This window comes from Geodermatophilus sp. SYSU D00705 (genome assembly GCF_054050135.1).
The window spans coordinates 1-5,984 of sequence record NZ_JBJGYT010000068.1 but is presented as its reverse complement, the minus strand read 5'-3'; the positions used below and the strand labels follow the sequence as shown (position 1 = coordinate 5,984).

Genomic DNA, 5,984 nt, shown 5'->3' with positions numbered 1-5,984 from the left:
GCCGCACAGGGGGGGCCACTGGGCCGACGAGCGGAGCGGCAAGCCGGCCGCCGGGGGCGCCGGCCGGCCACGGGGGGGGGTGGGCGGGCCCCCCCACCGCCGGAACGGACCGGCTGATGGATCCCCTCGACGACGGACGGCCCGCCCCCGCGGTCGTCGCCGGCCGGATGGCCGCCGCGGCGACGGCGTGGCTGGCCTCGCTCGACCCCGGCCAGCGGGACCTCGCCCGGCGCCCCGGGCCGGTGGCCGGCCCGTCGGCGGAACGGGAGCGGGTGCGCTGGCACTACGTCCCCACCGACCACGGCGGGCTGCCGCTGGGTGCGCAGCGCCCCCTCCAGCAGTCGCTCGCGATGGAGCTGGTGAGCACGGGCCTGTCGACGGCCGGCTACGTGACCGTCTGCGCCGTCCTGGGCCTGGAGAACGTGCTCGACCGTGCCGAGGGCTTCCCGCGGCGCGGTGGCCGGGAGCGGTACCGCGACCCCGGCCTGTACTACCTGCGGGTGTTCGGCGAGCCCGGCGGCACCGACCCGTGGGGCTGGCGTCTCGGCGGGCACCACGTCTCGCTGAACAACCTGGTGGTGGACGGGCGGGTGCGGGCGGTGACCCCGTGCTTCCTCGGGGCCAATCCGGCCGCGGCCCCGCTGCTGGGGGGCGGCGCGCTGCGGGCGCTCGGCGGCACGGAGGACCTCGCGCGGGAGCTGGTCCGGTCGCTCGCGCCGGACCTGCGTGCCCGGGCGGTGCTCCTCGACCGCCCCCCGTCGGACATCGTCAGCCGCAACCGCCCGCGGCTGCTCCCCGGCGACGACGGGGACCCCGGCCCGGACGACGGCCGGCTGGCCCTCACGCGGGAGCCGCGCGGACTCGCGGCCGGGGAGCTGGACGGCACCCAGCGGGCCCTGCTCGAGGCGCTGCTCGCGGCGCACCTGGGACGGGTTCCCGACGGCGTCGCCCCACCCGTGGACGTCGACGGCGTCCACTTCGCGTGGGCCGGCTCCACCGAACCCGGCCGGCCGCACTACTTCCGCCTGCAGGGGCCGCGGCTGCTCGTGGAGTGGGACGACACGCAGGACGGCGCCAACCACGCGCACTCGGTGTGGCGCGACCCGGAGGGCGACTTCGGCCTGGACGCCCTCGCCGAGCACCGGGCGGCGCACCACACGCGCTGACGCGTCGGCCCGCCGACGGGGGTCCCGGCGATTCCCGCCGAGCCGGCGCGGTGAGCCGCTGCGGACCCGTGCCGCCGTCGTCGTGTCCACCGGGACCGTGACTTTTGTGGGCCGGCGGCACATTGACCCTCGGCGACGATGCATCCTATTTTGTGGCGGCGATCACACCCCATCGGGTGACGAGCGGACCCCGATGGCCAGAGCCCCACTGACGTCGAGGGAACGCGCATGGCACTGGACGAGGCGACGACGGCCTTCCTGACCCAGATGGCAGCCGGTGGCGGTCCGCCGCTGCACGAGATGACCCCTCAGGAGGCCCGCGGGCTGACCGCCGCGCTGCGCGAGCTGTACGGGCCGGGGCCGGAGGTGCACGAGGTCCGCGACGAGCGCGTCCCCGTGGCCGGCGGCGAGATCCTCGTCCGGGTCCTCACCCCCACCCCGACACCGCGCGGTGTGCTGGTCTACCTCCACGGCGGCGGCTGGGTCATCGGCACCGCGCCCGAGTTCGACACCCTCGGCCGCGTGCTGGCCGACCGCACCGGCATGGCCACCGTGCTCGTCGACTACCGGCTGGCCCCCGAGCACCGGTACCCGACCGCGGTCGAGGACTCGTGGACGGCGCTGCGGTGGATCGCCGAGCGGCGGGAGTCGCTCGGCGGCAGCGGCCCCCTCGTCGTCTGCGGCGACAGCGCCGGCGGCAACCTCGCGGCCGTCCTGGCCCAGCGCGCCCGGGCGGCCGGCGCGCCGGACATCGACCTGCAGGTGCTGGTCTACCCCGTCACCGACGCCGGCATGGACACCGAGTCCTACGCCGACCCGGCCAACCAGCTGATGCTCTCGCGCGACAGCATGGTCTGGTTCTGGGACCACTACGCGCCCGACCCGGACTCCCGCCTCCAGCCGGACGCCGCACCGCTGCGGGCCGCCGACCTCTCCGGCCTGCCGCCGGCGGTGGTCATCACCGCCGAGCACGACGTCCTGCGGGACGAGGGCGAGGCCTACGCCCGCCGGCTCGCCTGGGCGGGCGTGCCGGTGGACCTGCGCCGCTTCGACGGCCAGATGCACGGCTTCTTCACGATGGTCGGCCTGCTGCCCGGATCCGCGGCCGCCATCGACCACGTCACCGCCGCGATCGCCGCGCGCACCGCCTCTCAGCCCGCCTGAGCCCGCTCCCCCACTCCACGACGGCCGTCCCGGCCGGCGTGCCTTCCCCACCCCATCCCGGCTCCGCCCAGGAGGACCCGTGTCCGCACCAGCAGCCGACCCCCAGGCCGCGACCCCGTCCGTACCGGCCACCGTCGACGCCGTCATCGTCGGCGCCGGCTTCTCCGGCATGTACCTGCTGCACCGACTCCGAGGCATGGGCCTGACCGCGGTGGTGTTCGAGGCCGGCACCGACGTCGGCGGCACCTGGTACTGGAACCGCTACCCGGGCGCGCGGGTCGACATCGAGAGCCTGGCGTACTCCTACTCCTTCGACCCGGACCTGGAGCAGCACTTCGAGTGGCAGGAGCGCTACCCGACCCAGCCCGAGATCCTCCGGTACGCCCAGCACGTCGCCGACCGCTTCGACCTGCGCAGGGACATCGTCTTCCGCACCCGGGTGACCGCCGCGCACTTCGACGAGGAGACCGGCACCTGGGAGGTCCGCACCGAGCACGGGGACGCGGTGACCGCCCCGTACCTGGTCATGGCCACCGGGTGCCTGTCGGCGTCCAAGCACCCGGAGATCCCGGGCCGCGAGACGTTCAAGGGCGCCAGCTACCACACCGCGCACTGGCCGCACGAGGGCGTGGACTTCACCGGCCTGCGCGTCGGCGTCATCGGCACCGGGTCCTCCGGCGTGCAGTCGATCCCCGTCATCGCCGCCGAGGCCGCCGACGTGACGGTCTTCCAGCGCACCCCCGCGTACTCGCTGCCCGCCCGCAACCGGAAGCTGCGCCCCGACGAGATCGCGGAGATGAAGGAGCAGTACCGGTCCTACCGGCAGGCGCAGAAGGAGTCCGCGTTCGGCGTCCCGATCGCGCCGGCGACGAAGTCGGCGCTGGAGGTGTCCGCGGAGGAGCGCGAGGCACGGTTCGAGGAGGCCTGGGAGAGCGGCAGCCTGGTCAACCTGCTGACCACCTACACCGACCTCACGCTCTCCCAGGAGGCCAACGACCTCGCCCGGGAGTTCGTCCACCGCAAGGTCAAGCAGATCGTCGAGGATCCCCAGACCGCCGCGGACCTGTGCCCCGAGTACCCGATCGGCACCAAGCGCCCCTGCCTGGACACGCAGTACTTCGAGACCTACAACCGCCCGAACGTGCACCTGGTCAACCTGCAGCGCGAGCCGCTGGTGGAGATCACCGAGAAGGGCATCCGGACGGCGGCCGACGAGTACGTCTTCGACGCCATCGTCTACGCCACCGGCTTCGACGCCATGACCGGCTCGCTGACCAACGTCGACATCCGCGGCCGGGGCGGGGCCTCCCTCAAGGAGACGTGGAGCGCCGGGCCGCGGACCTACCTGGGCATCGGCTCGGCCGGCTTCCCGAACCTCTTCATGATCACCGGCCCGGGCAGCCCGTCGGTGCTCTCGAACATGATCGTGTCGATCGAGCAGCACGTGGACTGGGTGTGCGACGCCATCGCCCACCTGCGCGACCAGGGCCTGCGCACGATCGAGGCCAGCCAGGAGGCCCAGGACGCGTGGGTCGACCACGTCAACCTCATCGCCTCGTACACGCTCTACCCCAAGGCGAACTCCTGGTACATGGGCGCGAACGTCCCCGGCAAGCCACGGGTGTTCATGCCCTACGCCGGCGGCGTCGGCGAGTACCGGAAGAAGTGCGACGAGGTCGCCGCCAAGGGCTACGAGGGCTTCCTCCTCAACGCGTGACCACCACCCGCCGCGGCGCCCGGGTCACGGACGACGACGTCCGTGACCCGGGTCGGCGCCGCGCCCCGGCGCCGGCGCCGTCAGGTGCCCCCGCCGTCCCCGGGCCACAGGGAGCGCTCCACCGCCGCGCGGAACTCGACGTAGATCTGCCGGTAGCGGGCCACGGCCCCGGCGCGGTCGCCCCGCTCGAGCAACTCCAGCACCGCGCCGTAGCCCTCGACCCACGGCCGCCAGGAGTCGCTGTGGGAGTCCATGGCCAGCATGCGCAGCACCCGCACCACCACCAGGTCCAGCATCGACTGGAGCTCCCGGTTGCCGTTGGCCATCACCACGATCGTGCTGAAGTCCGCCCCGGCCGCCGAGGCCGTGGTGACGTCGCCGCGGGCGAGCGCGGCGGTGTACTCCGCGTAGCGGGTGCGCAGACGGGCGAGGTGCTCCTCGGTCAGGTTGTCCACGCCCCCGGCGAACCCGGCGCAGGCCAGCAGCTCCATGACGTCGACCAGCTCGAGCGCCGACTTCTGGGTGAGGCCGGCGACCTTCCGGGTGCGGTTGGGCGCGACGTCGACCAGGCCCTCGGCGGCCAGCTGGGTGATGGCCTCGCGCACCGGGGTGATGCTCACGCCCAGCCGCGCCGCGAGCTCGGCGTCCTTGAGCACGGTGCCCGTCGGCAGCTGCCCGGAGGTGATCTCCTGCCGCAGCCGCCGGAGGACCGCCTCCCGCCGCGTGAGCGGGACCTCGAACGACGACGTCACCGGACCCCCTCTCCCGGTCATCGTGCCAGCCGGGCGCCGCACCCGCCCGCCGCTGCACCCCCGTCCCCCGGCCGCACCCTCGCCGGTCCCGCGCACCGCCCCGCACCCGACCCGATGGAGGACCCATGTCCCGCCGTGAACTGATCGACCCCGAGTGCCGCGTCCCGCTCGACGGGCTGCTGGAGGCCCTGCCCGGGGGCTTCAACTCGATCCCCGACATCGTGGCCCGGCGGGCGGCGGTGCAGCAGATCCTCGCGTCCATGGAGGTCCCGGAGAACCCGAACGTCACGAAGGAGGACCGCGCCGTCCCCGGGCCGGAGGGCGAGCCGGACATCTCCGTGCGGATCTACCGCCCGGCCGGCGCGACCGGCACGCTGCCGGGCGTCTACTACATCCACGGCGGCGGGATGATCCTCGGCGACGTGGCCGGGGAGGACGTCGCCGCCACGATGCTGTGCGAGCAGCTGGGCGCCGTGGTGGTCTCGGTGGAGTACCGCCTGGCCCCCGAGCACCCCCACCCCGCCCCGGTCGAGGACTGCTACGCCGGGCTGCGCTGGATGGCGGGCAACACCGCCGACCTCGGGGTGGACGCCGACCGGATCGCCGTCTACGGGGCCAGCGCGGGCGGTGGCCTGACCATCGCCACCGCGCTCCTGGCCCGCGACCGCGGCGGCCCGGCCATCCGGTTCATGATGCCGATCTACCCGATGATCGACGACCGCAACGAGACGGCGTCGAGCCAGGAGATCACCGACATCGGCATCTGGGACCGCGCCGGCAACGTCGAGGCCTGGGCCTGGTACCTCGGCGGCAAGCCGGCCGACGAGTACGCCGCGCCGGCCCGGGCCGTGGACGTCTCGGGGCTGCCGCCGGCCTTCATCGACGTCGGCACCGTCGACCTGTTCCGCGACGAGGACATCGCCTTCGCCCAGCGCCTGATGGCGGCCGGTGTGCCGTGCGAGCTGCACGTGTACCCGGGCAGCTACCACGCGGCGGAGACCTTCGCGCCCGACGCGGCGCTGTCCCGCCGCATCTGGGGCACGCGCATAGACGCCCTGCGCCGCGCCCTCACCTGATCGCGGTACCCCGGGGGGGGGGGGGGGGGGGGGGGGGGGGGGGGGGGGGGGGGGGGGGGGGGGGGGGGGGGGGGGGGGGGGCGGCCGGCGCCACCCCCCGCCCCGCCCC

The 5,984-nt window shown here is 74.8% G+C and carries 5 protein-coding genes; 4 read left to right on the top strand and 1 reads right to left on the bottom strand.

Features of this window, described 5'->3' with window-relative positions; genetic code table 11:
- Positions 1-116: 116 nt before the first annotated feature.
- The 3 genes from ACI78Q_RS23535 to ACI78Q_RS23525 all read left to right on the top strand — a co-directional run bounded on the left by ACI78Q_RS23535 (position 117) and on the right by ACI78Q_RS23525 (position 4,047).
- Positions 117-1,166, top strand: a complete 1,050-nt coding sequence (locus ACI78Q_RS23535; protein WP_456925905.1) for a DUF3500 domain-containing protein — start codon at positions 117-119, stop codon at positions 1,164-1,166.
- 228 nt (positions 1,167-1,394) lie between these two features.
- Positions 1,395-2,330: an alpha/beta hydrolase gene (locus tag ACI78Q_RS23530; RefSeq protein WP_456925904.1), complete on the top strand. Its 936-nt coding sequence runs from the start codon at positions 1,395-1,397 to the stop codon at positions 2,328-2,330.
- A gap of 79 nt (positions 2,331-2,409) precedes the next feature.
- On the top strand, positions 2,410-4,047 hold the full coding sequence (locus ACI78Q_RS23525) for a flavin-containing monooxygenase (protein WP_456925903.1): 1,638 nt from the start codon (positions 2,410-2,412) through the stop codon (positions 4,045-4,047).
- A gap of 80 nt (positions 4,048-4,127) precedes the next feature.
- On the opposite strand, the gene ACI78Q_RS23520 is transcribed toward ACI78Q_RS23525, so the two are convergent.
- A complete protein-coding gene (locus tag ACI78Q_RS23520) occupies positions 4,128-4,799 on the bottom strand; it encodes a GntR family transcriptional regulator (RefSeq protein WP_456925902.1) in 672 nt (223 codons plus the stop codon).
- A gap of 125 nt (positions 4,800-4,924) precedes the next feature.
- Here ACI78Q_RS23520 and ACI78Q_RS23515 point away from each other — a divergent pair, with 125 nt between their 5' ends.
- Positions 4,925-5,875 (top strand): alpha/beta hydrolase, encoded by a 951-nt coding sequence (locus ACI78Q_RS23515; protein WP_456925901.1) that lies wholly within the window; start codon positions 4,925-4,927, stop codon positions 5,873-5,875.
- The last annotated feature ends 109 nt before the right edge of the window (positions 5,876-5,984 follow it).

Excerpts from the sequence above, each read along its gene's own strand:
- ACI78Q_RS23535 (WP_456925905.1), top strand. The coding sequence starts at position 117 with ATGGATCCCCTCGACGACGGACGGCCCGCCCCCGCGGTCGTCGCCGGC.
- ACI78Q_RS23530 (WP_456925904.1), top strand. The coding sequence starts at position 1,395 with ATGGCACTGGACGAGGCGACGACGGCCTTCCTGACCCAGATGGCAGCC.
- ACI78Q_RS23515 (WP_456925901.1), top strand. The coding sequence starts at position 4,925 with ATGTCCCGCCGTGAACTGATCGACCCCGAGTGCCGCGTCCCGCTCGAC.